The following is a 26,188-nucleotide window of genomic DNA, read 5'->3' as shown; positions in this document are numbered from 1 at the left end:
CTCGTCGCCCGGCTCAGGGGGTGCGGCGGCCCGACCACTCGGGCTCGACGGCGGCCCAGTCCTCCGCCCAGGCGCGGGCGAACGTGCGCCCGTTCCAGGCGAAGGCCAGCCGCCCGAGCACCAGTACCCCGCCGGCCCACCCGGCGGCGGTGAGGAACCCGGCCGCGACGGCGACCGTGACGGCGTCGGCCGGGGTCGACGGCGGCGGCGCCAGCCTGCCGTCGGCACCGACCCAGGCCGACACCCGGTCGCCGACGTCGTAGATGCCGGGCAGCGAGCTGCCCCCGGAGTGCGCCACGCCGTCCGGCCCGGTCCAGCTCAGCGTGAGCGACTGCTGCCCGGTCTGCAGGTCCCCGACCGCGTTCGCCCGCGCGGTGACCGTCGCCTCGACCGGCACGCGCTGCCGGGCCTCGACAGCCCCGCGTTCGAGCACCGTCCCGTGGGCTGCGGCACCGGCGAGCCACGCCACGGCGAGCCCGCAGGCGGCGAGCAGCCCGCACAGCACCGCGAGCAGGTCCTCGCGACGGGACGCCCGACGACGGAGCCGGTCGGCAGGTCCCGGCTCGGAGCCCGGACGGTCGGCTGCGCGCATCGTTCCTCCTGGGGTCGGTCACGACGGGGGCGTCCCCACCACCGCGGGTGAGGAGGCGATCACCGAGACCTACCCCCGTTATCGCGCCGTGACATCCCGTCGGGACGGAGATCACGCCCCCGGACGCCGTACGGTCCGCTCCCGTACCCCGGCGGTCGACCGGCCATCGGTCCGCCGCCGGGCCCGCCGCCCACCCGTTCGCCGTGCACCGCTGCCCACTCGCCGCCGCGGGACGCTCCCGCGCAACCGCGACATCCGGACGGGCGTCTGCCCTGTTGTCACCCGGGTGGGTGATCTGTGGCGTGGGAGGTGGGCATGTCCCGGACCGAGCGGCTCCGTCGCCGTCGCGGTGTGCTGGTGATCGGTCTCGTGCTCGTGGCCGGGGTGGGGCTGGGTGGGACCGCGATCGCCACCGCCGACCCGGAGCAGAGCCGGGTCGCGCAGCAGGCGCACGCCGAACCCGCGGCCCCGGGTACACCGTGCTCGGCGTCGGTGCGCGCCTGCGTGGACCTCGAGACGCGGCAGGCGTGGCTGGTCCGCGACGGCAGGGTCACCGGCGGCCCGTTCCCGGTCACCACCGGCGGCGAGGGGAAGGCCACCCCGGTCGGGCACTCGTTCCGGGTGTACCGCAAGGAGGCCGACCACCGCAGCGGCGAGTACCCGGGCCCGGACGGCCGTCCGGCGCGGATGCCGTGGTCGGTGTTCTTCGCCGACGGCGGGATCGCCTTCCACGGCGGGGACCTCAGCCGCGAGTCCGCGGGCTGCGTGAAGCTCCGCACCCGCGACGCCCGGCGGTTCTTCGAGACCCTGCAGGTCGGGGACAAGGTGCAGGTCGTGAACGGGTCGGTGGAGCGCCGGCACCGCGCCGAGGCCCGCAGCCACCTCTGAGCGACCAGAGCGAGGCCGCCCGGCGCACACGGGACCGGCCCGCGATGCGTGGTCGCGGGCCGGTCCGTACGTGCTGGGAACGGAGGGCCTCAGCCCGTGCTGGCCGTCCGCCGCGGCAGCACCCAGTTCGGGCGCGGGAAGTGGCAGGTGTAGCCGTAGGGGAACTTCTGCAGGTAGTCCTGGTGCTCCGGTTCGGCCTCCCAGAAGTCGCCGGCCGGCTCCACGTCGGTGGTCGCGCGGCCCGGCCAGAGCCCGGACGCGTCGACGTCGGCGATCGTGTCCAGGGCGACGGCCCGCTGCTCCTCGGTGGTGTAGAAGATCGCGGAGCGGTAGCTGCGGCCGATGTCGTTGCCCTGGCGGTCCTTCGTCGACGGGTCGTGGATCTGGAAGAAGAACTCCAGGATCTCGCGGTAGGAGATCCGCTCCGGGTCGAAGACGATCTCGACGGCCTCGGCGTGGTCACCGTGGCGCCGGTAGGTGGCGTTCGGGGTGTTCGGATCGCCGGAGTAGCCGACCCGGGTGGAGACGACGCCCGGACGCGCGCGCAGCAGCTCCTGGACGCCCCAGAAGCAGCCACCGGCGAGGATCGCGGTCTCGGTCATGGGGATGAACCTCCCTGTGTCGGGTCTCGGAACCTACAACGGTCCCACCGCCGCGGATGTTCCGTCGCACACGACCGGTCACCCCGGCTCGCGGGGTCCCCGGTCGATGACCGATGCTCGGTCGCATGGACGGGCAGAGCGCCGGGTCGGACACGGGGTTGAGCACCGAGGAGCGGGCGGTCGTGGAGACGGTGCGCGACTTCGTCGACCGGGACGTCCGCCCGGTGGTGCGGGAGCTGGAGCACGCGAACACCTATCCCGAGGGGCTCATCGAGCAGATGAAGGAGCTCGGGATCTTCGGGCTCGCGGTCCCCGAGCCGTGGGGCGAGGCGCCGGTCTCGATGCCCTGCTACGCCCTGGTCACGGCCGAGCTGGCCCGCGGCTGGATGAGCCTGGCCGGCGCGATGGGCGGGCACACCGTCGTCGCGAAGCTGCTGGTCGCCTTCGGCACCCGGGAGCAGCAGGACCGGTACCTGCCGCGGATGGCCACCGGTGAGCTGCGCGCGACGATGGCGCTGACCGAGCCCGGTGGCGGCTCGGACCTGCAGGCGATGACGACCCACGCCCGTCGCACGGACGACGGGTGGGTGGTGAACGGCGCCAAGACCTGGATCACCAACTCGCGGCGCTCGGGACTGATCGCGCTGCTGTGCAAGACCGACCCGACCGCCGAACCGCGCCACCGCGGCATCTCGGTGCTGCTCGTCGAGCACGGCCCCGGCCTGACCGTGTCCCGGGACCTGCCCAAGCTCGGCTACAAGGGGGTCGAGTCCTGCGAGCTGTCCTTCACCGACATGGCCGTCCCCGCCGACGCGGTGCTCGGCGGAGAGCCGGGACACGGCTTCGCCCAGATGATGAAGGGCCTGGAGACCGGCCGGATCCAGGTCGCCGCGCGCGCACTCGGCGTCGCCGACGCCGCTCTGGCCGACTCCCTGGCCTACGCCCAGGAGCGGGAGTCGTTCGGCAAGCCGATCTGGCAGCACCAGTCGGTCGGCAACCACCTCGCCGACATGGCCACGAAGATCACCGCTGCGCGGACCCTGATCCTGCACGCCGCCCGGAAGTACGAGTCCGGGCAGCGGTGCGACATGGAGGCCGGCATGGCGAAGCTGTTCGCCTCCGAGACCGCCATGGAGGTCGCCCTCGACGCGGTGCGCATCCACGGCGGCTACGGCTACTCCACCGAGTTCGACGTCGAGCGGTACTTCCGCGACGCCCCGCTGATGATCGTCGGGGAGGGCACCAACGAGATCCAGCGCAACGTGATCGCCGCCCAGCTCGTCAAGCGCGGGGGTCTGCAGCGCTGGTGAGCGCTCAGCTCGCGCACAGCCGGCACACATCCCGGCCTGCCACGATCGCCGCACGGGGATCGACGGCGGAGAGGGGACGGTGTGACGACCGGGACCGTCCAGACGGCGCCCGACGACGGGCTGACCGCGGCGCAGGTCGCGGCGGCGCGCCGCGCGGGTAGGACGAACGCGCCGGTGAGCGCCGGGACACGCGGCTACGGGCGGATCCTGCGCACCAACGTCTTCTCCTTCTACAACACGATCCTGTTCGCGATCGGGCTGGCCCTGTTGGTGCTGGGTCGCTACGGCGACGCCCTGACCAGCGTGGGGCTCGGCCTGGTCAACGCCGTCGTCGGGGCGGTGCAGGAGATGCGCGCCAAGCGGAAGCTGGACCGGCTGCAGCTGCTCGACGCCGCGGAGGTCACCGTCGTGCGCGACGGTGCCGAGCAGCGGGTCCCGGCCGCCGACGTCGTCGTCGGGGACGTGCTGGTGGTGCGGGCGGGCGAGCAGGTCGTCGTCGACGGGCCGGTGCTGACCGGGCGGGCCGAGGCCGACGAGTCGCTGCTCACCGGCGAGTCCGACCCGGTCGTCAAGGATCCCGGCGACCTGCTGCGCTCGGGCAGCCACTGCGTCGCCGGGACCGCTCGCCAGCGCGCGACCGCCGTCGGCGTCGACAGTTACGCCGGCCGGCTGACGCTGCAGGCCCGCGCGGACACCACCGAGGCGACACCGCTGCAGCGGCGCATCGACTTCGTCGTACGGCTGACGATGGTGCTGGTCGTCCTGATGAGCGGCGCGATCCTGGCCCAGGCGTTCCTGGAGGGGTTCTCGCTGCTGCGGGTCGTGCAGATCACCGCGGTGCTGTCCGGGCTGGTCCCCTACGGCCTGTTCTTCCTCATCGCCGTCGCCTACACCCGGGGTGCGGCCCGGCTCGCCGGGCGCGGCGCCCTGGTCCAGCGGGTCAACGCGGTGGAGGCGGTCACCCACGTCGACGTCGTCTGCACCGACAAGACCGGCACCCTGACCACCGGCGCGCTGCGCCTGGACCGTGTCGACCCGCTCGACGGGACCGAGCCGGGCCCCGTGCTCGCCCGCTTCGCGGCCTCGGTGACCGACCCGAACCCCACCACCGCCGCACTCGCCGCCGCGCTGCCCGGCGCCCCGTCCGAGCTGCGCGACGAGGTCCCGTTCACCTCGTCGCTGCGCTGGTCCGGGCAGGTCACCACCGACGGCGAGGCGTTCGTGCTCGGCGCCCCGGACGTGCTCGCCCCGCACCTGGGCGACCCGGACGCCGTCGCCGACCGGGTGGCGGCACGCGCCGCCGCCGGGCTGCGGGTGCTGCTGCTGGCCCGGTCCGCGCGGCCGGCTGCCGGGCTGCGCGGCGACGACGGCCGTCCCGCCCTGCCCGACCTGGTCCCGGTGGCGCTGGTGGCGCTGTCGGACGAGCTGCGTCCCGGCGTCGCCGACGCCCTGGAGCGGTTCGCCGCGGACGGGGTCGCGGTGAAGGTGCTGTCCGGCGACGACCCGCGCACCGTCGCCACGCTCGCGGCGCAGGCCGGGCTCGACGTCGGCGAGCCGGTCGACGGGTCGGCGGTCGCGGAGCTCGCTGACTTAACCGAGTCCAGCGACTCCGCCGACAACACTGCCGACTCCGCCGACTCCGCCGACAACACTGCCGACCGCCGGGCCGCGCTCGACGCGCTCGTCGCCCGGACCACGGTCTTCGGGCGGGTCGCCCCGGAGCAGAAGGAGCGGATCGTCGCGAGCCTGCGCCGGGGCGGTGCGCACGTCGCGATGCTCGGCGACGGCGTGAACGACGCGCGGGCACTCAAACGGGCCCACGTCGGCGTCGCGATGCGCAGCGGTTCGGCGGTGACCCGCGACGTCGCCGACATCGTGCTCGTCGACGACTCGTTCGCCGCGCTGCTGCCGGCCCGCACCGAGGGACGCCGGATCGTCGACGGCATCGCGGTGTCGATGTACGTGTTCCTCACCCGGGTCGCCACCCAGGGCCTGGTGATCATGGCCGTGACCATGCTCGGGCTCGGGTTCCCCTACTCCCCCACCCAGGTCGGGCTGACGTTGCTGACCGTCGGCGTGCCGACGCTGTTCCTGACGCTGTGGGCGACGCCGTCCGAGCCGGACCCGGACCTGCTGGGCAACCTCGCCCGCTTCGTGGTGCCGGCCTCGGTGGTGACCGCGGGCGCGGGGACGGTCGTCTACACGCTGCTCTACCAGGGCATCCTGCAGGGCTTCACCAGCGGGCGGACCCCGGAGCAGGTGATCGCACAGTTCCAGAGCTACACCGGGCTGACCTACGGCACCGACGCCGACTTCGCCGAGGCAGCCGCGACGCTCGGCGCGCAGACCGGGCTGTCGACGTTCGTGGGGCTGGCGTCGTTCGTCCTGATCCTGTTCCTGCTGCCACCGCACCGGTTCCTCGCGGCGTGGACGGCGCCGGTGCCCGACCGTCGCCCGGCCTGGCTGGTACTGGGCCTGACCCTGGTGTTCGCGGGCGTGGTCGGGACCCCGGCGCTGTCGTCGTACGTCGGGCTCACCGGCGCGGAGCCGCCGGTGGTCCTGGTCGTGCTGCCGACCCTGGTCTGCTGGTTCGCCGTGATGTGGGTGGTGCTCCGGTTCCGGGTGATGGACCGGCTGCTGGGGACCGACCGGCTGCCCGGGCGAGTCGGTCAGCCGCCGTCCTGACGAGCCGAGTCCGGCGGGCGCGGGCACGGAACCGTCCCCGGGGCCGCTCCCGGCGCCCTCCGTCTCCCGGTCCGGGTCTCCCGCCGTGGAGGTGTCGGCGGGTGCCGCGTCGTGGGCGGCGGCGACCGGCGGGCCCGCGGCGGCGATGTCGTCGACGCGAGAGAAGCGGCGGTCCCGCAGGTCGATCTGCTCGCCGAGGTAGCGCAGCAGCACCGCGACGACGGCCGCGACCGGCACCGCGAGGAACGCGCCGGCGATCCCGGCGAGCGAGCCGCCCGCCGTCACCGCCAGCAGCACGACCGCGCCGTGCAGCTTGAGGCTCTGGCCCTGCAGAAAGGGCTGCAACACGTTGCCCTCGATCTGCTGCACCGCCACGACCAGCACCACCACCGCGACCGCGGTGCCGAAACCCTGCGTGACCAGCGCGATGAGGACCGCCAGCGAGCCCGCGACGACCGCACCGACGATCGGGATGAACCCACCGATGAAGGTCAGCACGGCCAGCGGCAGCGCCAGCGGGATCCCCAGCAGCACCAGGCCGATGCCGATGAACACGGCGTCGATGAGGCTCACCAGTGCCTGGACGCGGATGAACCCGCCGAGGACGTCCCACATCCGGCGCAGCACCTCGGCGATGTGCCCGCCCGCGCTGCGCCCGGTGATCGAAGTCAGCCACGGCAGGAACCGCGGCCCGTCCTTGACGAAGAAGAACGTCAGCACCAGGGCCAGCACCAGCGAGACCAGTCCGGACGCGACGGTGGACACCCCGGTCAGGACGCCGCCGGCGATGGAGGTCGCGCTCTGCTGCAGCTGCTGGGTGACCTGGGTGATGATGTCGCCGATCTGGCTCTCACCGAGGTTCAGCGGCGGACCGGAGATCCACTGCTGGATCTGGCCGAGCGCCGCGATCACGCCGGAGGTGATCTGCTGGGTCTGCCCGGCGATCGACGGCGCGATGCCCACGAACAGGCCGGTCACCGCGGCGATGCCGACGAGCAGCACCACCGCCGAGGCGGCCGCGGGTGGGAAGCGCCACCGGATGAGCAGCGCCGCGGGCGGACGCAGGACGGTGGCCAGCAGGATCGCGAGCACCACCGGCCAGACGACGACCCACAGCATGCCGGTGACGTAGCCGAGGATGACCAGCCCCAGGGAGATCAGCGCGACCCGCAGGCTCCACGCCGCCACCCAGGTGAGCCCGTTGCCGATGACGGTGCCGCGGCTCGCGGCCCCGGCCGTCGGCGACGGGTTCAGCAGTCCGCCCTCCGCCGGGTCCCGCCGCGCCCCACCGTCCTCGGCACGCGCGGCCGGTTGCGCCCCCGAATCCATGACCCACTCCGTTCGTCCCGGTTGACCTGCGGCGGGAACCCTAGCGGCGCAGGGGCTCCGATGCCCGCCGCAACGACACGCCACGCCCGTGCGTCGCGGACGGAGGGGCTCTCGGAGGTCGTGGAGCACTGTCCACAAGGGGCCCGCGAAGCCGATGGAGGGTCGCGGCGGCGCGGACGCACCGGGCGCGGAGTGCCCGCCGGTCAGCCGCCGGACAGCAGCGTGAGCCGGTCGGCGACCGCGCCCAGCTGCGAGCTCATCCCGTTCAGCTCCCGGGCCGCGTCGCCGAGCAGTCCGGGGTCGCCCAGTGACGCCCCGCGATGCAGTGCCGGGCGGCATCGGCGCCCGCGGCGAGCCCGCCTTGCCAGTACGTCTGGGCGACGGCGTCGGGGATCGCCGGGTGCGCCTGGGCGGAGGCGACCTCGTCGCGCAGGCCGCGGCAGGCCTCGACCAGGGCCGGGATCCCGCCGTCCGACCCTGCCCGGGCGATGTCGCGCAGGGCCCCGGTGATCGCGGTGACGTGCACCTGGCCGCCCTCGGCGCGCCAGTCGCCGACCGCGGCCGTCGCCGTGGCGGCGTCCTCGATCCCGCGACCCGCCGCCCCCGCGGCGCCGACGACCACCGCGAACACGACGAGCATCCCCGCGATCGCGCCGGCCAGGCCCGCACCGACCGCCAGCGGACGACGGCGGCGCGGCAGCAGCGCGGTCGGGAACCCGGGCAGTCTCCCGTCGGTGCCGGGCCCGGCCGCGGGCTCGACGACGACCGGGACCGGGGTGAACCAGGGCCGCTCGGGCGCCGGGGCGGGCGGCGCAGGGTGCGCGGTGCCGTCCCGGGGCGCCGGGACCGTCGTCCACCACGGACCCGCGCTGTGCGGCTCGTCGGTGTCCGGCCGGGTCACGGAGTCCGGCCGGGTCACGGCCTCGGCCCGCGGGGCGCCCCGCTGCGCCGGGACGGCGATCGTGGGCGGGGTCTCACGCAGGGCGTGCCGCGGGCGGTACGGCGTGCCGTCCATGACGTCCCCCTCTCCGACGTGCGGGCGCTTCACGCAGTCCATCGCGCCGGCGCCGAGATCGTGACCGACTCGGCGACAGTTTCACCAGAAATGGCGACCTACGCATTCGCTGGGCGCCATGTGGTGTTCACGCGACGCCCGTATCATCACTCTCCGTCATGCCCGACCCCGTCCGCCCGCTGCGCACCGGCGCGGCCGCACCGTCCGTGCACGTCGCACCGGAGTGGACCACGGTGCCGCGTTACGCCGGTCCGGCCGAACGCGGCGGGTCACCGCACCTGGTCGTCGTCTGCGGCTCCGCGCCCGCTCCCGACCTCGGGCCCGCCGACCGCCTGGTCCGGCTCCCTGCCGGCGCGGACGCCGCGACGCTGCTCGACCGGGAGCTCGCGACGCTGGTCACCGGCACCCGGATCCTGGTCACCGGGCCCGAGGCGCTCGTGCAGGCCGTGCGCGCCGCAGCGCTGCACCGTGGAGCCCTCGACGAGGAGCTCGTCCTGGTCCCGACCGACGTCGCCCACGCCACCCGGGAACGGACGGTGCACTGCGCACACTGCCACCAGCACGTCGTCGTGCACGCCGCCGTCGGGGACGCCGTGGCCTGTCCCGGCTGACGGGTCGTGCTGCACGTCGCCGGGCACCACTCGCGCCGGCTCGGGGCGTTCCTCGGCGCACCCACCCCGCAGCGGGCGCCGTGACCCGGCCCGGGGTGCACCTGCGGGTCGTCGCGGTCACCGACGCTGCACCCGACGTCCGTTCCCTGGAGTTCGCCGCCGCGCCGGGGACCGGACCACTGCCCGCGGCGCCGCCCGGCGGCCACATCGGCATCGAGTGGGCGCCGGGCCGCTGGAACTCCTACTCGCTGACCGCGCCGTCCCCCGCACCCGACCGCTGGCACGTCTCGGTCGCGCGGCGCCCGGACTCCCGTGGCGGCTCGGTGTGGGCGCACGGTCTCGCCCCGGGTGACGCGGTCGTGGCGACGACGCCGCGCAGCTCGTTCCCGCCGGTCGACACCGCGCGCCACCACCTGCTCGTCGCGGGCGGGATCGGGGTGACCGCGGTCCTGTCCCACGCCCGCTGGCACGCGTTCTGGGGGAACCCGTACACCGTGCTCACGGTGCAGCGGCCCGGTCCCGCCCCGCACCGCGACGCGCTGCGCGCACTCTGCGGGGACCGGCTCGTCGAGGCGACCGGCCGCGTCGAGGCCCGGGCCGCGCTGGAGCGGCTGCTGGGCACGGCACCGTTCGGCAGCCACGTCTATACCTGCGGCCCGCCCGGCCTGATCGCCGCGACCGCCCGGACCGCCCGCGCCGCGCACTGGGTCGAGGCCCGCATCCACGCCGAGGCGTTCGTCGGCGAGCCCGAGCCCGGCACCCCGTTCCGCGCGGTGCTGCGCCGCAGCGGCCGCACGGTCGAGGTCGGTGCCCACGAGACCCTGCTCGACGCCGTGCAGCGAGCCGGGGTCACTGCGCCCGCGATGTGCCGGCGCGGGGTCTGCGGGGAGTGCGTGACCCCCGTCGTCGACGGCGGGGTCGAGCACCGCGACACGGTCCTGACCGCCGACGAGCGCGCCGACCGGATGGCGCTCTGTGTGTCCCGCGCCGCCGGGGCGACACTGGAGCTGGATCTGTGACCGGCGTCGACGACTACCCGTTCCCGCTGCCGCACCCGACCTACCGGATCCGCGCGAACGTCGAACCGGCCGGCGTGGAGCGCCGCACCGAGGCCGGCTCCTGGGGCGCGCGGATCCTGCACGACGGCCCGGACCGGCCCGCCGTCGCCGCCGAGCGCGCGTCGATCCTGGACCGCGAGTCCGCCCGGTTCGTCGCCGCGCCGCACGCCCGCGCGTCCTGCTGGGACGCCTGTCTGTACCTGCTCGGTCGGCTCGCCGCCGAGCAACCCGGCACCTGCACCCTGACCCGCACCCCCGGCAGGGCCGGCGGGTGGCGGTTCCGTGATACGGCGACCGGCACCGACCGGGAGTTCGTGTTCGGCGACGACGCCACCCTCCCCGAACACCCGTTGCGCTGGGTGTCCCGGCTCGTCGCGGAGGACGTGGTCGTGCTCGGTGCCCGCGACGACGCGCTGTGGCTCGACGCCGGTGCCGTCGCGTTCGCCTCCGCCTCCGTGTGGTCGATCGGGTTCGACGCCGGCATGAGCTTCCGGGAGCTGCACGGACCGGTCCCCGGGAACGGACCCGGCGGCGTGTTCGAGCGCGCCGAACGCTTCCTGCTGCGGCTGCACCCCGGCGAGGCCTACCGCCGCCTGAACTGGGGTTTGCAGCCCGACGACCACCGCGACCTGTCCCTCGACGCCGCCCCGCACTGGCAGCCCGCCCGGACCCGGCTCGATCTCACCGACCCCGGCCGACAGATACATCTGCGCACCGAGGTGCAGCACCTGGTGCGGCTCCCGCTGACCGGGCGGTGCTGTTCCTGATCGGGATCCGCCTGCTTCCGCTCGACGGGTCGCGCAGGTCCCGGCCTGGCGCAGCCGTCTCGCGTCGGTCCTGGAGACGCTGCCGCCGGAGGTCGCGGAGTACAAGGAGCTCGAGCCGCTGGCCTCGATCGCCGCGGGGTGGCTGCGCGCCCAGTCCTGACCAGGGCCGCCCCCGCCCGGGGTCGCCCCGCCCGAGATCGCCTCCTGCCCGGGATCGCCTTCCTGATCGGGATCGCCTCCTGACCGCGCCTCATGACCGGGGGCGCCTGCGGTGGTCGCGGTGGGCGTCCGCGCGCGTTCCGCGGAACGCACCCCGCAGACCCGGCCCCACCACGGGTCGATCCGAACTGTCGGACCCCTCGGCCACACTCGTGCGAACACACGTTCGACGAAGGAGCCGTCGTGGAACCGTCCGCCGAGCCGACCATCCCCGCAGCGGACCCGGGCCCGCCGCCACTCGACCTGCACGAGCTCGAGTCCGAGCTCCTCGGTCTCGCCGGCCACATCGCCGCCGCCGAGTGCCGCTTCCTGCGCCTGCTCGCCGAGTTCGACGACCGCGGCGGCTGGTGCGGGGTCGGCGTCCGGTCCTGCGCGCACTGGCTCACCTGGCGAGCAGGGATGAGCCTGCGCACCGCGACCGAGCACCTGCGCGTCGCGCATGCGCTGACCCGACTGCCGCGGATCACCGAGGCGTTCGCGGCCGGCCGGATCTCCTACTCCAAGGTCCGGGCGATCACCCGCCTCGCCGGCGCCGAGGACTCCGTCCTCGCCCGCCTCACTCCCACTCCCACACCGGCCGTCATGCCGCACACTCCTGCCCCCTGCACCACAACGGCGTCGCCCCACCTCGACGCCGCCTCCCGCACCGACCCTCGCCCCGGCGACGACACCACCACCTGCGGCGCCGGCGACGACCCCGGGACCAGCCCGCACCAGGGCCTCCTGTCCTCGTCAGCAGCCGGTCGCGCCGACGACACCGACCCGGCCGTGCACGGCACCGACGGCACCCCAGCCGCGCCCGGACGCCCGACCGGCGCACCCGTCCCCGGTGCGCACGGCCCGTCGCCGGCATCCGCGCCTCCGCCCGCGGAGCAGGTCCTGCTCGACCTCGCCCTGACCGGCACCGCGAGCCACGTCGAGAGCGTGGTCCGCGCCGCGCGCCGCCGCCTCGCACCGCCCGCGAACACCGCAGCCCTGCGTGGCGTGAGCTGGTACCACGACAGCGACGGCTCGCTCGTCCTGCGCGCCCGCCTCACCCCCGACGACGGCGCGGCCCTGGTCGCTGCGATCGAGTCACACGTCGTCGCCCCCTCGACCGCGGCGCCGTCAACCGAGCCCGATCCGCGGGTCGGCCCTCACGAACGGGCCCGCGAGGCCGCCGAGCACGCCCCGGGCGCCGTCGTCGACACCCTGGCCGCGCGGCGCGCCGACGCCCTGCTGCACCTCGTCACGCGTGAGGGTGACGCCGACGGCGGGCCGGTCGTGTCCCGCCCCGGGACGCGGGTCACGGTGGTCGTCGACGCCACCACCGGTACCGCCCGCCTCGACGGCGGACCCGAGATCCCCGCGCCGACGGCCGAGCGGCTCGCCTGCGACGCGCGTGCCCGCGTCCTGCTCACCGACCGCCACGCGAACCACCTCTACCTGGGCCGGTCCCGCCGACTCGCCGGTCCCTCCCAGATCGCCGCACTGAGCGCCGCGGGCGCTGCCGAGGGTCGGCCCGAGTGCCGGTTCCCCGGCTGCGCGCACACCCGGCACCTGCATGCCCACCACGTCCGGCACTGGCTGCACGGAGGCCCCACCGACATCGACAACCTGGTGCTGCTGTGCAGCTTCCACCACCGGCTCGTGCACGACCACGGCTACGTGATCCTCCGCCCGCCCGGTGGGACGTGGACCGTCCACCGCCCCGACGGCACCGTCGTCCGACCGACCGGAGCCCCGCTCGACGGCAGCGCCGAGACACTCCTAGAGATCAACACCCGAGCCCGTCTCCGCATCGACCGCGACACCCTGACACCCGATTGGTACGGCGACCGCCTCGATCCGGGCCCCATCCTGGACGCACTCCTGCCTCCCGATACGGCATCGGCGGCCGCGGCCTGACCCGACGCGCCGGTGCCGCCGTCCACGTTCCGCGGAACGCGACGGCACGGCACCCGGCCCAGGGCAGGCGTCCCTGCTCTCCTGTGCTGGTCTCCTGAGCGGCTGGGCCCGTCCCCGGGCTCCGGCACGGTCCTGCCACCGCCACCCATCTCGGTCCGCCACACGACCACACGGCCACACAACGTGCGACCGCACGATGGTCCGCCACCCGGCGGAACGCTCACCCGCCATCCGCCCCGCTGTCCACAGGCTCGCGGTCCACCGGTCCCGCCGGCGGGCCCGCCTCCGACGTCGTGCCGCCACGGTCAGTGGGCACTAGCCTCACGCCCCGTGACCGACGCGACCCGCACCACCGTGCTCGACCTCGTCGCCGACCCCGGGTTGCCGACCGAGCTCGCCCACCGGCTCGTCCGCGACCTGCCGGCCGCGCTCGGCGCGCACGACGACGCCCGCTGGGAGGTCCGCGTCGCCGACGAGCCGATCGTGCTGGACGAGCGCGGCGCGCTGCCCGCTCTCGACATCGGCGACCGGGTGCGCGAGCGGGACGGTGCCGACGCCGTCGTGCTGCTCACCGACCTGCCGCGCCGCTCCGGGGCGGACCCGGTCGTGGCCGACGGCGGGACCGGGCACCGGGTGGGCCTGGTGTCGCTGCCCGCGCTGGGCGCGATCAACCAGTACCGGCGGTGCCGCGACACGGTGGTCCGTCTGGTGACCGGGCACCTGATGCCCGCCGACCCCGCGCACGCCGGAGAGGCAGGAGCGCCGGGCGCCGGCCATGCGGGTCCCCTGACCCGGATCGATCCGGGGTCGGGAGCCAGGTCCGACGACGACCGCCGGGGCCGGGACCAGGACCGGGGGCAGGCAGACGCGGACGGGGACGACTCCGGCGCCGGCAGCGGCGGGGTCGAGGACGACATCGACGTCCGGCTGGCCCTCACCGGGCTCCGCGGCCGTGTCCGGCTGCTGGCCGGGCTGGTCCGCGCGAACCGTCCGTGGCGGCTGGTGCCGAGCCTGTCCCCCGCCATCGCCGCGGCGGCGGCCGGGGCCGCGTTCGGGATCTTCTACTCCAACATCTGGGAGCTGGCGACGGCGCTCGGGACCGCCCGGCAGGTGACGGTCATGCTGATCGCCCTGGTCGGGATGACCGCGTGGCTGATCCTCGACAACCGGCTCTGGGAGTCGCGGCGACACCGCTCACTGCGCGAGGAGATGCTCCTGTCGAACCTGTCCACGGTGATCACGGTGGCCTGCGGGGTGCTCGCGATGTTCGCCCTGCTGTTCGTGCTCGCACTGGTGGCGGCGTTCCTCGTGATCCCGCCGGACTACCTCTCCTCGAAACTCATGCGCGAGTCCGGGCCGGACGACTGGATCATGATCGCCTGGCTGTCGACCTCCATGGGGACCGTCGCCGGGGCGCTGGGTTCCGGGTTCGCGGACGACGGCGCGGTCCGTCAGGCCGCGTACAGCCGCCGGGAGCAGGAGCGGCGGGCACGGCTGGACCGGGCCGACGACCGCGACGGTGCCCGCGCCAGTGGCCGCGACCGCGGCGGCGACAGCGACCGTGGCGGCGACGGCGACGGCAACGGCGACCGTGGCGGTGGCGGCGACACCCGGGCCTGACCCGCACCGGTCGCGTCCCCGGCTCCGCGACCGCCCTGGATCCGGCAACGGACAGCGCCAACGGCCAGGACCCGGGCGGGTCAGCCCCGGACGAGTGCGTTCCGCAGAACGCGCAGCGCCGCGGCGTCCCTCGGCGCTCCGTCCGCGGCGGCGTCGAGCCGGGCGACCAGGTCGGCCGGCAGGTCGAGCACGATCCGGACCGGTGCCGCGTCCGGTGCCACCTCCGGCGCAGCACCCGGGGTGCCGGTGCCGTCGTCCTCGGCAGTGGCCCCAGAGGAGGTGGTCCCAGAGGAGACGGCCCCGGTGGAGGTGGTTCCGGTGGAGGAAGGCCTGTGCTCCCGTCGGCCGCGCAGGACCAGGGCCAGCACCGGCAGGGCGATGGTGCCGAGTGCGTCGACGATCCCGGCGACACCGAACCAGCGCCAGTACCACTCGCCGCCGCCGACCGCGCCGGCGGTGATCACCGGCAGCGCCAGCATCGTCGCGACGACGGCGATCGCGGCCAGGGTCAGCACCAGGCCCGTGCGGATCACGGTCCGCCGTCGCTCGGCGAGCAGCAGGAGCAGGTTCGCGTGCGCGAGGCTGATCGCGACGATCGTCGCCACCAGCAGGGTCTTCAGCACCGAGCCGTCGCCGTCGCCCTCGAACAGCTCGTCGCCGCTCCAGACCAGCCACAGGGCCGCCCCCGCGGCGACGACGCTCGCCGCCAGGCCGGCGAACCCGAGGAGCCGCACGGCACGGGTGACGACGGCGAGATGGCAGAGCGCCGAGGTGCCGAACGCGGCGACGATCAGGGTGGTGGCGACGATCCGCGCCTGCAGGTCACCGAAGCCGCCACCGAGCAGGGCGACGATCCCGCGGAGCGAGGCGACGAGCAGCGACGCGACCACCGCGACGATCATCGCGCGGCGGGCCCCGCGGACCGGGGAGGCAGCTGGTGCGGTCATGCCGGCGAGGCTAGGGCCCTGCGGGGCGGTCGGGCCTCCGTAGGGCTACGGCATCCCGGGCAGCGTCCCTGGCGGCGTCCGGGGCAGCGTCCCTGGCAGCAGGGTGGCGACACCCTCCCGGTGCTGGGCGACGGCGGCGTCGACCCGCCCGCGCCGGGCCCGGCCCGCCGCCCGGGTGGAGACGAGTGCGGCGAGGGTCCGTCGGTCGGGTCCGGCGATCTCGACGCGGCCGAGGTCGTGGCCGGTGAGCAGGCCCATCGCGCGGGCCAGCGCGTCGGGCGGGAGCGGCGCGTTGACGTGCAGCCGGGCCCGGGCGCGGCGGAGCCGGTCGGGGCTCCACGGGCCGGGGTCGGCGACCCCGCGGTAGAGCTCGTCGAGCCGTGGGTCGCCGCCGGGCAGCCGCACCCGCACGTCCCGGTGGGTCTGGTTGAGCACCGCGTCGACGATCTCCACCAGCTCCCACCCGCGCGCGTCGGCGTCGACGGTGGCGAGGACGTCGGGGACCGCGCCGGGCAGCGGTGCGCCGCGCACGCCCGGGTCGGGGACGAGCGCGGCGATCCGGATCCGTTCGCCGTCCTTGCCGCCACCCACCGCGTCGTGGTCCGCCGGGCGGCCACCCCAGTCGGGGCCGTCGTGCCAGGCCACCGCGGCCGGTTCGTGGACCAGCAGCGCCCCGTTGTTCCAGGCCCGGTAGGCCAGGTCCCAGTCCTCGCCGCCGTAGCCGACGTAGCGCTCGTCGAAGCCGCCGAGGTCGTCGAACAGGCCGCGGTGCAGGGCGAGCACGGCACTGATGACCAGCTGCCAGTCCGTGCCCGAGGCGTCGAGCAGGTCGCGGGTGCGCCGGTAGCCGTCGGCGAGCCAAGCCGGGTCGGGCAGCTGAGGTGCGGCGGCCGGGTCGTCGCCCGGTGCGGTGCCGGACAGGTCGGCGTGCCGACGACGGCCGACGGCGAGCACGTCCGGGCAGGCCGCGATCCGTGCGGTGATCGCGGCGAGGAACCCGGGCCCGGGGACGGTGTCGGCGGCGAGGAACACCAGGATCTCGCCGTCGGCCCGTGCGGCACCGCGGTTGCGCGCGGCGGCGGCGCGGAAGCCGCGGTCGTCCTGGGTCACCACCCGCACCGGCACCGGTCCGGCGAGCGCGGCCGGGTCCGGCGGCTCCGGCGACCCGTCGTCGGCGACGACCACCGACACCGGCGGGAGCGTCTGGCCCTGCAGCGCGGCGACGGTGCGGGCCAGCTGCGCGGGCTGGCGGTAGTGGCACACCACCACCCCCACCGACGGCGGCGGCCCGGTGTGCGGGCGGAGCAGGTCCCAGCGGTTTCCCGGCACGCTCACCGGGCGAGCAGCCCGCGGTAGAGGGCGGCGTGCCCGGCCCCGGCGTCCGGCCAGTCCGGGCCCGGGCCGCGGGTGGCGGTGGGCCGGGTCAGGGCGTCGGCGACGAGGGCGTCGCGGCGGTCCTCGTCGTCGTAGAGCGCCACCGAGCCCGGGGCGGCGACGGCGACCTCGCGGGCGTAGGCGCCCGCCGCCGCCAGCGGGTAGCGGCCGTGGGCCAGCCACGCCAGCAGCGAACCGCTGGCGCTGACGGTGCGGCCCGGCGCCACCGGGACGGTGACCGCCGCGGCGGCCGCGGCGAGCGCCGCCGGTTCCAGGTGCCCGGTCAGGATCCACTCCACCCCGCGGGAGCGGGCGCGCCCGGCGAGGGACCGGGCGAGGTCGTCGTGTCCGTCGGAGACTGCCCCCGCGGCGACGACCGCGGGCCGGTCCGGGTGCGCCGCGGCCGCGTCGATGACGGCCTCGTGCCCCTTGCCGGGGTAGACGAACCCGAGCACGCCGAGCGTGCGGAGCCCCGCCCAGCCCGGCGCCTGCTCCGCGGGCACGACGACCGGCAGCGGCAGCGCCACGGTCACCGGGTCGACCGCGCCGAGCGCGCGAGCCTTGTCGACCTCGTGCCCCGCGGACACGACGACCGCGTCGGCGGCGGCGACCACACGCCGGTACCCGGCGCAGCGGCGGGCGTCGCGGGCCGGGTCGGGGTCGGCGCCGGGCAGGTCGTGCAGGGTCACGACGAGCGGCCGGGGCAGGACCCGCGCCTGCTCGACGAAGGCGTCGGCGGCCGCGGCGACGTCGGCGCCCCAGAGCGCGTCGGTGAACTGGGCGTGGGAGAGGTCGGCCTGGCCGGAGCCGACCGGGACGAGGCCCTCGGCAGCCACCGCGGCGGCGACGGCGGCGGCGTGCCGGACCACGCCGTGCCCGGACGCGCCGGGCGCGACGACCCGCACGGTGACGGTCACCGCGCCACCCCGGCCAGGACCCGGCGGTACTCGCGGGCGTGGGCGTCGGCGACCTCGGCGCGGCGCCGCTCCCGGTCGTCGGGGTCGGCCCGCCAGGCCGGACGGGTCCGGTGCGCCAGCGCGACGGCGGCGCCGAGCGAGGCGCGGTCGGGGCCGTCCTCGGTGAGGGCGTAGGTCAGACAGGGCGCCTGCTCGCGGAAGTGCCCGACCTCGGGCACCAGCGCGGTCGTGCCGAGGTCGTGGCAGGCCTCCAGCCAGCCGGAATGGGTCCCCCACCGGTACGGGAGCACCGACACGTCGAGCTCCTGGAGGTAGGAGTGGAAGGCGTCGTCGTCGAACGGGGGGTGCACCCGCAGCTCCAGGCGGGGCTCGTCGCGCAGGGCGTGGGCCACGGCGCGGCCGCGCGCGTCGTCGTGCGCGTCGACCCGCAGCGCGACCTCGGGCGGGGCGGTCGCGGCGAGCGCGCGGGCCACCCCGACCGGGTCGGCGTTGGTGCGGTGGCTCTTGGCGTGCAGGCCCACGACGAACCCGTCGGCGCGGCGGGGCCGGGGGCGGCGCAGCCAGTCCGGCCCGACGACGGCCGGGTGCCCCAGCACCAGCGCGTCGCGTCCCCAGCGCTCCCGGATCCGCGCGGCGGCCCCCGGGGTCAGCGTGACCAGCCCGGCGGCGGCCGGCACCAGCACGTCGAGGGCCGCGGCGTGCGGCGCCGGGTCGGCGTGGTGCGGGTTGCGCAGGTCGTGCACGGTCAGCACCAGCGGGACACCGGTCTCCCCCAGTGCCGCGACGAGTGCGTGCAGCTGGTCGGGGGTGCGGTCGTCGAAGCCGAAGTGGACGTGCAGCACGTCCACCTCCGCGGCGTGCGCGCGCAGGTGCTCGGCGTCGAGCCAGGGCGAGGGCCACCACACCCCCGGACGGGCACCCGGGACCGGCGGGTCCGGGAGCCGGACCACCTCGGGGTGGTGCAGCGACGCCACGTAGGGATGGGCGGTGGGCACGGATGCCACGCGCACGCGACGGCTCCTCTCCTCGGATCCACCGGGATGCCCGTCCGGGCGCGGATCAACCGCGCGGGCCACGATGACCGGGTGACCGATCCGCGCCGCCGCCACTACGGCGTCCTCTACGGCCTCGAGGCCCCGCCGCCGGGACCGCTCGCCCTGGTGTGGGGCAACTGCCAGGCCGAGTCGGTCCGGGTGCTGCTCGCCACCGTCGCCGACCTGCCGGTCACCCCGGTCCGCATCCCGCCGGTGCACGAGCTCACCGCCGACGACCTGCCGCACCTGCGCCGGCTGCTGCCCCGGACCCGGCTGCTCGCGTCCCAGCCGGTCCGCGACGACTACCGCGACCTGCCCCTGGGCACCGCCCAGGTCGCCGCCGGGCTCGCGCCGGGGGCGGTCGTCGTGCGCTGGCCGGTGATCCGCCATCCCGCGCTGCACCCGTGGTCGGCGATCGTGCGCCACGCGTCCGACCCGGCCGCCGTCCCGCCCGGGGTGCCCTACCACGACCTGCGGGCCCTCGCGGCCGCCGCCGGACGCCCGGCAGGGCCGACGCCGACGCCGGACGCGCTGCGCGAGGTGGGCCGGCGCGGGATCGCCGAGCTCGCCCGGCGGGAGGCCCGCGACACCGACGTCGGGGTGTCCGACGCGATCGCGGGCTTCGGCGCGGCGGCCGCGCACACCCTCAACCACCCCGGCAACGAGGTGCTGACGCTGCTCGCCGGACGGGTCCTCGACGCCGCAGGGATGCCGGGCGTCGTCGGTGATCCCGGACGCACCCTGCTGGGCGGGATCCGGGCCCCGCTGCGCGCCGACGTCGTCGACGCCCTCGGGCTGGACGTGCCGCCGCGCCCGCACTGGTGCGTCTCCGGCCGGCCGGTCGCCGAGGACGAGGTCGCCGCGGCGCAGCGGGCCTGGTACGCCACGCACCCCGGATGGGTGGACGCCGGACTGGCCCGACACGCCGACACGCTGGAGGTTCTGGGGCTGTAGCCGGGTCCCGGCGACCATGGTCGAGTTGTGGGGGCTCCGGGGAGCCGCATGATCGGTGGAACGTCCGGGTTCAGCCGCCAGCTCGCACGGTTCCGTCCTTCGAGCCTCGGAGCGTGTCGACCCATGACCCCGTCCGCCTTCCGCCGGTGACCTCCCGGATCGCGCTCATCGCCTCGGCCCGCTACCCGATCCGTGAACCGTTCCCGGGTGGGCTGGAGGCCCACACCGCCGGGCTCGCGTCCCGGCTGCGACGCCGTGGTCACGACGTGACCGTGTTCGGCGCGCCCGGTTCCGACCCGGGGCTGCGGGTCCGGGAGATGGCGGTGCTGCCGCCGATCTCGCCTGCCGCGCGCAGCGACGTCGGCATGCCGGCGGAGTGGTTCCTCGCCGAGCACCACTCCTACCTGGAGCTGCTGCTGGCGCTCTCCCGCGAGCGCGGACGCTTCGACGTGGTGCACAACAACTCCCTGCACTACCTGCCGCTCGCGCTGGCCGACACCCTCGACGCGCCCGTCCTGACCACGCTGCACACGCCGCCGACCCCGTGGATGGAGTCCGCCGTGCGGCTCGGCGACCCACGCCGTCTGCGGTTCGCCGCGGTCAGTGCGCACACCGCCCGTTCGTGGGCGCCGACCGGAGCCCGCGCGACGGTCGTCCGCAACGGCGTCGACATCGCGGCCTGGGAGTACGGGCCGGGCGGCGGGGTCCCGGTGTGGTCGGGCCGGGTCGTGCCGGAGAAGGGCCCGGTGGAGGCGATCCACGCGGCGCGGCTGGCCGGGACCGGGCTGCGGCTGGCCGGGCCGTGCCCGGACCGGGCGTTCTTCGATTCCTGCGTCGCCCCGCTGCTCGGCGACGGCGTCGACTACGTCGGCCATCTCGACCACCGCGCGCTGGCCCGCCTGGTCGGGGACGCGACCGTCGCCGTCGTGTCGCCGTGCTGGGACGAGCCCTACGGTCTGGTCGTCGCCGAGGCGCTGGCCTGCGGGACCCCGATCGCCGGGTTCGCCAGGGGCGCACTGCCCGAGATCGTCGACCCGCTCAGCGGGGTGCTGGCCGAGCCCGGCGACGTCGAGGGTCTGGCCGAGGCGATCCGCGCGGCGTCGCTGTTGTCGCGCACCGACGCCCGCCGGCACGCCGAGGCGACCTGCTCGGCCGAGGTGATGGTCGAGGGCTACGAGCGCATCTACCGTGCCCTGGCCGCCGCATGACCGGCGGCACGATCGTCTACTACGTGCACCACCACGGCAGCGGGCACGCCCACCGCGCCGCCGCGATCGCCGCGCACTGCCGCACCCCGGTCGTCGGGGTGGGGAGCAGGCCCGCCCCGCCCGGCTGGCCCGGCGCCTGGCACGAGCTGCCCCCGGACACCGGCGGCAGCGACACCTGCGCCAGTACCGATGCCGTCACCGATACCGATACCGCCGATGTGACCGCGGGCGGGACGCTGCACTGGGTGCCCCGCCGGCACGACGGTCTGTGTGCTCGCACCGCCGCGGTCTCGGCGCTGCTCGCCGCGGGACCGGCCCGGCTGCTCGTGGCCGACGTGTCCGTGGAGATCGCCCTGCTGGCGCGGCTGCACGGGGTTCCGGTCGCCGTCGTCGCGCAGCCCGGGGAGCGGCTCGACCGGCCGCACCGCACCGCCTACGACCTGGCCGAGGTGCTCCTCGCGCCGTGGCCCGCGGACCCGCCGCGGCCGTGGCGCCCGGAGCTGACCGGCCGGACGGTGCACCTGCGCGGCCTGTCCCGCTACGACGACCGCACCGCCGGCCCGAGCCCGGGCCGGCGTCGGGTGCTGGTCCTGACCGGCAGCGGCGACGGCGGCGCCGACCCGGCCGCGCTCGCCGCCGCGGCCGCCGCGACCCCGGACTGGACCTGGCGGGTCGCCGGCGGCCTCACCGGCGCGCTGGCCGGCGCCCCGCCGAACCTCACCTGCGCCGGCTGGACGGGCGAGGTGTGGGCGGAGCTGGCCGACGCCGACGTCGTCGTCGGCCACGCCGGCCAGAACGTCGTCGCCGAGATCGCCGCCGCGCGCCGGGCCGCCGTCGTCGTCCCGGCCGAGCGCCCGTACGGCGAGCAGACCGCGACCGGTGCGGTGCTGCGGGCGGCGGGCCTCGCCACGGTCCGCGACCGCTGGCCCGCCCCGGCCGACTGGCCGGGGGTGCTCGACGAGGCGCTGTCCCGCGGCGGGGCGGGCTGGTCGCGCTGGTCCGACGGCCGGGCCGCGCAGCGCGCGGCCGCGGTCCTCGAACGGATCGCCGCGTGAGGGCGCCCGCGACGCGGGTCGCCGTGGTCACCGTGGTGCGCGGCCGCGCCGACCACCTCACCCGCCAGCGACGTGTGCTCGCCGCGGGCCCGCCGGTGAGCCACGTCGTCGTCGGGATGGGCGAGGACCCCGTGACCGACGGTGCGGGCCCCCCGACCCGGGTCCTGACCGTCCCCGCACCGGGCCCGTTGCCGCTCGCCGCGGCACGCAACGCCGGGGCGGTCGCCGCGCTCGCCGACGGCGCGACGCTCCTGGTGTTCCTCGACGTCGACTGCCTGCCCGGCGACGACCTGGTCGACGGCTACCGCCGCGCCGCGGCACGGCGCCCGGACGCGCTGCTGTGCGGGCCGGTCACCTACCTGCCGGCGGAGGTGCTGCCGGAGCGGGACCTGCACCGGCACACCGATCCGCACCCGGCGCGCCCGGCCCCGGCCGACGGAACCCTGGTGGCCGAACCGCGTCGCGAGCTGTTCTGGTCGCTGTCGTTCGCCGTCACCGCCGACGCGTGGCGGGCCGGCGGCGGGTTCTGCGAGGACTACGCCGGCTACGGCGGCGAGGACACCGACTTCGCGCTGTCCTGCGGGCTGGACCTGGTGTGGGTGGGCGGGGCGCACGCCTACCACCAGCATCATCCGCCGGCCCGTACCGACCCGGCCCGGATCGCCGAGATCGTCGGCAACGCCCGGCTGTTCCACGCCCGGTGGGGCTGGTGGCCGATGGCGGGCTGGCTGAGCGAGCTGCACGCGGCGGGCGCAGTGGAGTTCGACCCGCGGCGCGACGTGCTGCGGGTCGGATGAGACCGGTCGGGAACTAGCAGGCGGTGCGGGGCGGGCAGGCGCAGAACTGCACCGGCCGCATGCACGAGTAGCACAGGTCCGACGCCCGGCCCGGCCGCGCACGGCGGGCCAGGGCCCGGTGTGCGTACGCGAGGATCGACATGACCAGGATCTTTCCCGGCGACACCGCGTTCACACGCCACCGGTCCGGATATGGGACGGACGGCGGCGCGGCTGCGACGGACGGCCCCGGCCGGCGCGACGTCCGGTCGAGCGGTTGCCGCCGTCCGTCTCAGCGCGGTCTCACTCCGGGCCCTGCGAGCGCAGCTCCTCCACCCGTCCCATCGCCTCGCGCAGCTCGGTCAGCCACTCGTCGGCGTGCCGGCCGACCAGGCGCACCGACCAGGCCAGCGCGTCCGACCGGGACCGGGCCACCCCGGCGTCGACGAGGGTGTCGAGCACCGCCCGCTCGGGCTGGCGCAGCCGGGTCATCACCGGCACCGAGATCGTCGTGAACAGCTCGCGGGTCCCGCCGATCCGCGCGCCCCAGGCGACCTTGCGCCGGTAGCGGCTCTCGGCCTGGCGGGCGATCTCGATCCGCCGGTCCCGGGTCTCCTCCCGGAACCGCGAGATCCGCCCGGCCTCGGCGGCCGCGGCGTCGGCGCGCCCCTCGTCGGTGTCGGGGTGGTCGGCGTCGAGCGGGGGCAGCTCCCCCACCACGACGATCTCGTCCCTGTCGACCGTCACCTCCGGCGCCCCGGTGAACCACCCGTCGGGCAGCCGTCCGGAGAACCACGCCGCGGCGTCGTCGGCCGGGGGGAGGTCGGCCTGCTGCCAGCCGCCCCGCCCGCGTCCTCGTCCTGTCATCGCGCACCTCCCGCATCGATGCTTACATGATTACACCGTTGCGAGCTGGGATGCCAGCAGCACGGCGCCGAGGGTCACCATCGCGGCACCCGCGACCCGGGACACCACGCGCGCCGCGGCGGGCCGGGCGGCCAGGACGGCGCGGGCGCCGACACCCACGCCGGTGTAGACGAGCGCGCAGCCGAGGACGTGCACGAGGCCGAGCAGGAGGATCTGACCGCCGACGGGGACCGGCGCGGCCGGGTCGGTGAACTGCGGCAGCAGCGCCAGGAACAGCAGCAGCGCCTTCGGGTTGAGCCCGCTGACCCCGGCGCCACGGACCAGGTCGCCGAGCCCGGACCCCCCGCCGTCGACGGCCGTCACGGCGGGACCGGCCGGGCGGAGCAGTGTCGTCGCACCGAGCACCAGCAGGTAGACCGCGCCGACGGCGGTGAGCACGGTGAGGACCTCCGGCCGGCGCGCGACGACCGCGGCGATCCCGGCAGCGACCAGGCCGGTGAGCGCCAGGTGCCCGCCGAGCAGCCCCGCCAGCGACGGCAGCACGGTCCGTCCGCGCAGCCCCGCGCGGATCATGTACGCCCAGTCCGCGCCGGGCGTCAGGACCAGCAGCAACGACAGGCCGGAGAACCCCAGCACACTTCCGATCGGCATGCCACGACGCTAGGCACGAGGCGCCGACAGGTGTTCCCGTTGTTCCCACCGAGCACCCGGCATGGTGCAAGATTCTTCTCCGTGGACACGATCGACCGGAAGATTCTTGCCGAGCTGCAGGCCGACGGCCGCCTGACCGTCACCGAGCTGGCCGAGCGGGTGCGGCTGTCGGTGTCGCCGTGCCACCGCAGGCTGCGTGCTCTGGAGTCCTCCGGGGCGATCGCGGGCTACCGCGCCCACCTCGACGCGCACCGGCTCGGCCTGGGGTTCGACGCGCTGGTGTTCGTGACCATGCACGAGGCAGTGCAGGACACGGTGCAGGCGTTCGAGTCGGCCGTCGACGACATCGAGCAGGTCGTCGCGGCGCAGCGGCTGTTCGGCGACCCGGACTACCTGCTGCGGATCATCACCCGGGACCTGCCCGCGTTCCAGCGGCTCTACGACGAGCGCCTCACCACGCTGCCCGGCGTGCAGCGGCTGTCCTCGACGCTGGTGATGAAGGACGTCGTCGCCGACCGGGGGCTGCCGCTGGAGCACGGGCTCGACACCGGACGACGAGGATCATGACGAGCTCAGGGGGTGAACAGCACCTTCACCGCGCCGTCGCTCTTGTCCTGGAACATCGAGTAGGCCTGGGCCGCCTCCTCCAGCGGGACCCGGTGGGTGGCGAAGTGGTCGACGCCGAGCGGGTCGTCGTCGCCGAGCAGCGGCAGGAGGTCCGGGACCCAGCGCCACACGTTGGCCTGGCCCATCCGCATCTGCACCTGCTTGTCGAACAGGGTGAGCAGCGGCAGCGGGGTGGCGCTGCCGCCGTAGACGCCCGACAGTGAGATCGTGCCGCCCCGGCGCACCGCGCCGATCGCCAGCTCCAGCGCCGCGGTCCGGTCACTACCGGCCGTCTCCATGACCGTGCGGCCCAGCCCGAAGGGCATCGCGGCCACGAGCTTCTGGGCCGCGGCCGCGACCGGGGACCCGTGCGCCTCCATGCCGACCGCGTCGATGACGGCGTCGGCGCCACGGCCCCGGGTCATCGACCGGATCGCGCCGAGCACCTCGTCGTCGCCGTGGCCCAGGTCCAGCGCGGTCACCCCGCGCGCCTCGACCCGGGCCAGGCGCTCCGGCACGACGTCCACGCCGACCACCCGCCGGACCCCCAGGTGCGCGGCGATCCGGGTGCACATGTCGCCGATCGGCCCGAGCCCCAGCACCACCAGCGTCCCGTCGGCGGGCGTCGCGGCGTACTGCACGGCCTGGTAGGCGGTCGGCAGCACGTCGGACAGGAACAGGAACCGGTCGTCCGGCGGACCCTCGGGGACCCGGATGGGCAGCGAGTTGCCGAACGGCACCCGCAGGTACTCGGCCTGTCCGCCGGGCACCTGCCCGTAGAGCTGGGTGTAGCCGAAGAGGGAGGCGCCGGTCCCCTGCTCACGGTTCTGGGTGGTCTCGCACTGCGACTGCAGGCCGCGCTCGCACATCCAGCAGTGCCCGCAGCTGACGTTGAACGGGATCACGACGCGGTCACCGACCGAGAGCTCGGTGACGGCCGATCCCACCTCCGCCACGACACCCATCGGCTCGTGGCCGAGGATGTCGCCGGGGGTCAGGAACGGGGTGAGCACCTCGTAAAGGTGCAGGTCGGAGCCGCACAGGCCGGAGCTGGTGATCTGGACGACCACGTCGTCGGGCTGCTCGATGACCGGGTCGGGAACGGTGTCCACCCGGACGTCGCGGCGGCCGTGCCAGGTCAGGGCACGCATGGGGTCTCCTCGGGGTCGCCGGTGGTGTGGGCGCCCGGCTACCCGGGCGCACCCCGGCGAAACCG

At 75.9% G+C, this 26,188-nt stretch carries 24 protein-coding genes and 1 pseudogene; 13 read left to right on the top strand and 12 right to left on the bottom strand.

The window, feature by feature from the left end:
* Positions 1-13: 13 nt before the first annotated feature.
* Entirely contained in the window at positions 14-592 is a 579-nt protein-coding gene (locus KPL57_RS07675; protein ID WP_226351037.1) for a hypothetical protein, read from the bottom strand.
* A gap of 315 nt (positions 593-907) precedes the next feature.
* Between KPL57_RS07675 and KPL57_RS07670 the strand changes: the two genes are divergently transcribed.
* Positions 908-1,480: a L,D-transpeptidase gene (locus tag KPL57_RS07670; RefSeq protein WP_226351036.1), complete on the top strand. Its 573-nt coding sequence runs from the start codon at positions 908-910 to the stop codon at positions 1,478-1,480.
* A gap of 89 nt (positions 1,481-1,569) precedes the next feature.
* Here the strand turns inward: KPL57_RS07670 and msrA are convergent, their stop codons facing one another.
* Positions 1,570-2,082, bottom strand: coding sequence for a peptide-methionine (S)-S-oxide reductase MsrA (gene msrA / locus KPL57_RS07665; protein WP_020624599.1), 513 nt, complete (start codon positions 2,080-2,082; stop codon positions 1,570-1,572).
* A 125-nt stretch (positions 2,083-2,207) separates the two neighbouring features.
* On the opposite strand from msrA, the gene KPL57_RS07660 reads away from it, so the two are divergent.
* Both KPL57_RS07660 and KPL57_RS07655 read left to right on the top strand, forming a co-directional pair.
* Complete coding sequence (locus KPL57_RS07660; protein ID WP_226351035.1) at positions 2,208-3,392, top strand: acyl-CoA dehydrogenase family protein; 1,185 nt, start codon at positions 2,208-2,210, stop codon at positions 3,390-3,392.
* A gap of 81 nt (positions 3,393-3,473) precedes the next feature.
* Positions 3,474-6,077 (top strand): HAD-IC family P-type ATPase, encoded by a 2,604-nt coding sequence (locus KPL57_RS07655; protein WP_226351034.1) that lies wholly within the window; start codon positions 3,474-3,476, stop codon positions 6,075-6,077.
* Between the two features lie 261 nt (positions 6,078-6,338).
* On the opposite strand, the pseudogene KPL57_RS07650 reads toward KPL57_RS07655, so the two are convergent.
* Positions 6,339-7,196: pseudogene (locus tag KPL57_RS07650) on the bottom strand (AI-2E family transporter); the annotation flags it as partial.
* A gap of 475 nt (positions 7,197-7,671) precedes the next feature.
* Positions 7,672-8,421 (bottom strand): hypothetical protein, encoded by a 750-nt coding sequence (locus KPL57_RS07645; protein WP_226351033.1) that lies wholly within the window; start codon positions 8,419-8,421, stop codon positions 7,672-7,674.
* A gap of 158 nt (positions 8,422-8,579) precedes the next feature.
* On the opposite strand from KPL57_RS07645, the gene KPL57_RS07640 reads away from it, so the two are divergent.
* The 5 genes from KPL57_RS07640 to KPL57_RS07610 all read left to right on the top strand — a co-directional run bounded on the left by KPL57_RS07640 (position 8,580) and on the right by KPL57_RS07610 (position 14,583).
* Entirely contained in the window at positions 8,580-9,032 is a 453-nt protein-coding gene (locus KPL57_RS07640; protein WP_226351032.1) for a hypothetical protein, read from the top strand.
* A gap of 80 nt (positions 9,033-9,112) precedes the next feature.
* Entirely contained in the window at positions 9,113-10,051 is a 939-nt protein-coding gene (locus KPL57_RS07635; protein WP_226351031.1) for a PDR/VanB family oxidoreductase, read from the top strand.
* On the top strand, positions 10,048-10,857 hold the full coding sequence (locus KPL57_RS07630) for a heme-dependent oxidative N-demethylase subunit alpha family protein (RefSeq protein ID WP_226351030.1): 810 nt from the start codon (positions 10,048-10,050) through the stop codon (positions 10,855-10,857). The genes KPL57_RS07635 and KPL57_RS07630 overlap by 4 nt, the downstream gene beginning before the upstream one ends.
* Before the next feature lie 402 nt (positions 10,858-11,259).
* Positions 11,260-12,963: a DUF222 domain-containing protein gene (locus KPL57_RS07615; protein ID WP_308252814.1), complete on the top strand. Its 1,704-nt coding sequence runs from the start codon at positions 11,260-11,262 to the stop codon at positions 12,961-12,963.
* A 330-nt stretch (positions 12,964-13,293) separates the two neighbouring features.
* Positions 13,294-14,583 carry a hypothetical protein gene (locus KPL57_RS07610; protein ID WP_226351029.1) on the top strand — a complete coding sequence of 430 codons (1,290 nt, stop codon included), beginning with the start codon at positions 13,294-13,296 and terminating at the stop codon, positions 14,581-14,583.
* Positions 14,584-14,663: 80 nt separating this feature from the next.
* Here the strand turns inward: KPL57_RS07610 and KPL57_RS07605 are convergent, their stop codons facing one another.
* From KPL57_RS07605 to KPL57_RS07590, 4 genes are read right to left on the bottom strand one after another with little or no spacing between them, the layout of a single operon-like run.
* Positions 14,664-15,530, bottom strand: a complete 867-nt coding sequence (locus tag KPL57_RS07605; protein WP_226351028.1) for a hypothetical protein — start codon at positions 15,528-15,530, stop codon at positions 14,664-14,666.
* A gap of 45 nt (positions 15,531-15,575) precedes the next feature.
* The gene (locus KPL57_RS07600; protein WP_226351027.1) at positions 15,576-16,865 is read right to left on the bottom strand and encodes a glycosyltransferase family 2 protein; all 1,290 of its coding nucleotides are present in this window, start codon (positions 16,863-16,865) and stop codon (positions 15,576-15,578) included.
* Positions 16,862-17,821 carry a hypothetical protein gene (locus KPL57_RS07595; RefSeq protein ID WP_226351026.1) on the bottom strand — a complete coding sequence of 320 codons (960 nt, stop codon included), beginning with the start codon at positions 17,819-17,821 and terminating at the stop codon, positions 16,862-16,864. The genes KPL57_RS07600 and KPL57_RS07595 overlap by 4 nt, the downstream gene beginning before the upstream one ends.
* The gene (locus tag KPL57_RS07590) at positions 17,818-18,831 is read right to left on the bottom strand and encodes a glycosyltransferase family 1 protein (protein ID WP_226351025.1); all 1,014 of its coding nucleotides are present in this window, start codon (positions 18,829-18,831) and stop codon (positions 17,818-17,820) included. The genes KPL57_RS07595 and KPL57_RS07590 overlap by 4 nt, the downstream gene beginning before the upstream one ends.
* A gap of 75 nt (positions 18,832-18,906) precedes the next feature.
* Between KPL57_RS07590 and KPL57_RS07585 the strand changes: the two genes are divergently transcribed.
* The 4 genes from KPL57_RS07585 to KPL57_RS07570 all read left to right on the top strand — a co-directional run bounded on the left by KPL57_RS07585 (position 18,907) and on the right by KPL57_RS07570 (position 22,869).
* Positions 18,907-19,809 carry a WcbI family polysaccharide biosynthesis putative acetyltransferase gene (locus KPL57_RS07585; protein WP_226351024.1) on the top strand — a complete coding sequence of 301 codons (903 nt, stop codon included), beginning with the start codon at positions 18,907-18,909 and terminating at the stop codon, positions 19,807-19,809.
* 146 nt (positions 19,810-19,955) lie between these two features.
* Positions 19,956-21,017: a glycosyltransferase gene (locus tag KPL57_RS07580; RefSeq protein ID WP_020623966.1), complete on the top strand. Its 1,062-nt coding sequence runs from the start codon at positions 19,956-19,958 to the stop codon at positions 21,015-21,017.
* Entirely contained in the window at positions 21,014-22,072 is a 1,059-nt protein-coding gene (locus KPL57_RS07575; protein ID WP_226351023.1) for a glycosyltransferase, read from the top strand. The genes KPL57_RS07580 and KPL57_RS07575 overlap by 4 nt, the downstream gene beginning before the upstream one ends.
* Entirely contained in the window at positions 22,069-22,869 is an 801-nt protein-coding gene (locus KPL57_RS07570) for a glycosyltransferase family 2 protein (RefSeq protein WP_226351022.1), read from the top strand. Before KPL57_RS07575 ends, KPL57_RS07570 begins: the two co-directional genes overlap by 4 nt.
* 13 nt (positions 22,870-22,882) lie before the next feature.
* On the opposite strand, the gene KPL57_RS66030 is transcribed toward KPL57_RS07570, so the two are convergent.
* From KPL57_RS66030 to KPL57_RS07560, 3 genes are all read right to left on the bottom strand, one after another.
* A complete protein-coding gene (locus KPL57_RS66030) occupies positions 22,883-23,011 on the bottom strand; it encodes a hypothetical protein (RefSeq protein WP_264197843.1) in 129 nt (42 codons plus the stop codon).
* A gap of 140 nt (positions 23,012-23,151) precedes the next feature.
* On the bottom strand, positions 23,152-23,715 hold the full coding sequence (locus KPL57_RS07565; RefSeq protein ID WP_226351021.1) for a hypothetical protein: 564 nt from the start codon (positions 23,713-23,715) through the stop codon (positions 23,152-23,154).
* A gap of 30 nt (positions 23,716-23,745) precedes the next feature.
* Positions 23,746-24,366, bottom strand: a complete 621-nt coding sequence (locus tag KPL57_RS07560; protein WP_226351020.1) for a LysE family translocator — start codon at positions 24,364-24,366, stop codon at positions 23,746-23,748.
* Positions 24,367-24,447: 81 nt separating this feature from the next.
* On the opposite strand from KPL57_RS07560, the gene KPL57_RS07555 reads away from it, so the two are divergent.
* A complete protein-coding gene (locus KPL57_RS07555) occupies positions 24,448-24,933 on the top strand; it encodes an Lrp/AsnC family transcriptional regulator (protein ID WP_075306615.1) in 486 nt (161 codons plus the stop codon).
* 5 nt (positions 24,934-24,938) lie between these two features.
* Here the strand turns inward: KPL57_RS07555 and KPL57_RS07550 are convergent, their stop codons facing one another.
* Complete coding sequence (locus KPL57_RS07550) at positions 24,939-26,123, bottom strand: alcohol dehydrogenase catalytic domain-containing protein (protein WP_075333366.1); 1,185 nt, start codon at positions 26,121-26,123, stop codon at positions 24,939-24,941.
* Positions 26,124-26,188 lie beyond the last annotated feature (65 nt).

Source organism: Pseudonocardia sp. ICBG601 (assembly GCF_020496245.1).
Note: the sequence above shows the minus strand (reverse complement) of the source record. Positions and strands in the feature narration are given on the sequence as shown.

What these genes read in the sequence shown, in the direction of transcription:
- KPL57_RS07560 (WP_226351020.1), bottom strand. Translation starts at nt 24,366, where the DNA reads ATGCCGATCGGAAGTGTGCTGGGGTTCTCCGGCCTGTCGTTGCTGCTG.
- KPL57_RS07640 (WP_226351032.1), top strand. Translation starts at nt 8,580, where the DNA reads ATGCCCGACCCCGTCCGCCCGCTGCGCACCGGCGCGGCCGCACCGTCC.
- KPL57_RS07550 (WP_075333366.1), bottom strand. Translation starts at nt 26,123, where the DNA reads ATGCGTGCCCTGACCTGGCACGGCCGCCGCGACGTCCGGGTGGACACC.
- KPL57_RS07670 (WP_226351036.1), top strand. Translation starts at nt 908, where the DNA reads ATGTCCCGGACCGAGCGGCTCCGTCGCCGTCGCGGTGTGCTGGTGATC.
- KPL57_RS66030 (WP_264197843.1), bottom strand. Translation starts at nt 23,011, where the DNA reads ATGTCGATCCTCGCGTACGCACACCGGGCCCTGGCCCGCCGTGCGCGG.
- KPL57_RS07660 (WP_226351035.1), top strand. Translation starts at nt 2,208, where the DNA reads ATGGACGGGCAGAGCGCCGGGTCGGACACGGGGTTGAGCACCGAGGAG.
- KPL57_RS07565 (WP_226351021.1), bottom strand. Translation starts at nt 23,715, where the DNA reads ATGACAGGACGAGGACGCGGGCGGGGCGGCTGGCAGCAGGCCGACCTC.
- msrA (WP_020624599.1), bottom strand. Translation starts at nt 2,082, where the DNA reads ATGACCGAGACCGCGATCCTCGCCGGTGGCTGCTTCTGGGGCGTCCAG.
- KPL57_RS07575 (WP_226351023.1), top strand. Translation starts at nt 21,014, where the DNA reads ATGACCGGCGGCACGATCGTCTACTACGTGCACCACCACGGCAGCGGG.
- KPL57_RS07675 (WP_226351037.1), bottom strand. Translation starts at nt 592, where the DNA reads ATGCGCGCAGCCGACCGTCCGGGCTCCGAGCCGGGACCTGCCGACCGG.
- KPL57_RS07605 (WP_226351028.1), bottom strand. Translation starts at nt 15,530, where the DNA reads ATGACCGCACCAGCTGCCTCCCCGGTCCGCGGGGCCCGCCGCGCGATG.
- KPL57_RS07645 (WP_226351033.1), bottom strand. Translation starts at nt 8,421, where the DNA reads ATGGACGGCACGCCGTACCGCCCGCGGCACGCCCTGCGTGAGACCCCG.